Origin of the sequence: Nocardia sp. NPDC060220, assembly GCF_042727815.1 — a bacterium.
Lineage (GTDB): Bacteria > Actinomycetota > Actinomycetes > Mycobacteriales > Mycobacteriaceae > Nocardia.
In genome coordinates, this window is sequence record NZ_JBHWZY010001318.1 from 1 (window position 1) to 1229 (window position 1229).

Consider the following 1229-nt stretch of genomic DNA (forward strand, 5'->3'; position numbering starts at 1 on the left):
AAAAACAAACAGACTAACAAGGCCACACAGCGCTCAAGGAATGATTCTATCGAGGTCGATGCTCTCGCAAGCAACGATGCCGAAACTGCATCGGGCCCCGCACCACCGTCACTGCGGCTCCCTCCCGACGGTTCCGTGCCGTCACGGCAAATGACACTCCCGAAAGTCCGCATGTCCAAGCACCTGCCAGCCTCCGCGCTCAGCACCATCGCGCAATTTTGCACCGACCGTGCGACCGCGATCGCCCAGAGCCCCTACTGCCTCACATCCAGCGACGTATCTGGAATCATCACAGTGCTGCTTCCGCAGTTGGTCCATCAATACGGTCTGGCGTCTGTCAGTGATGCCGTAGACGACTGTCTCATGCAGATACCACTGTTCGATCCTCACGAGGCAGGACAGACTGAGATGGGCTCAAGCGGGTGCATGTAGACCTCGGTTTCGATGGCTGCGGTACCGCGCATGGTCCATTTGATGCGTGCTCGCAGCCGGTGGGAATCGTGAACATGACCAGTGTCAGCGCGCCGCCGATCGCTCCGCCGGGGTGTTCTGCGGTCACTCGACCGTCGGTTGCTGGGCAAGTCGGCGCAGGAATGTGTAATTGGAGAGGTAGCTCATTTTTGCCGGAATAGCTCGGTCTGAGAGGTGGGTGGTCATCGATGCGCCTTTCCGAGTGAGATTGCCTGTCGATCGATACTTTCGCCAAGCGAGGCAGCCGGGAAGGTCCTTCGCGGCGCGCCAGTTGATAGTTTCGGCGGCTGCTGGCGCGGGAGCTGACTGTCACAGGGCGCACGGTCATGAGCGGTTGGGGCGCCATGGCGCACGTCGGCGGGTGCCAGGTGTGCGAGGGGTCCGCAGACCGACGGTGGCCGAAGTGAGCGGTTGCTGAGCATCTAGGCCGCAGGACTGCGGCGTCCACGTGGACACGGCTAATTCAGTTTCGGCCATCTAGGGAGCGCGTGGCAACGGCCGATGATGCCGCCGCCTGATACCCGAGCATCAGGGCCTAGCGGCCGCGCACGGAATTTGATCGGCGCCCGTGGCCCTTCGTGTCGGATCCGGCCGGATATCGCGCAACGTGGGGAGCGAAGTCAGCCGTCATGGCAGCTCGGAGGTTCTCGACTACGGGCGATGGAGAGTTCGGTGCGGTGGAACGCGGCAGCCGAACGATCGTGCGGGGACCGTGTAGCAACAGCGGCCAGCCTCGTTGTTGTGCGTTCGAAGGGAGC

1 protein-coding gene is annotated in these 1229 nt (G+C 62.2%); it reads left to right on the plus strand.

Annotated features, from left to right (window positions below):
* The coding region (locus tag ACFWF3_RS36375; RefSeq protein WP_379318734.1) for a hypothetical protein at positions 1–432 on the plus strand (432 nt) is incomplete at its 5' end.
* Between the last annotated feature and the right edge of the window lie 797 nt (positions 433–1229).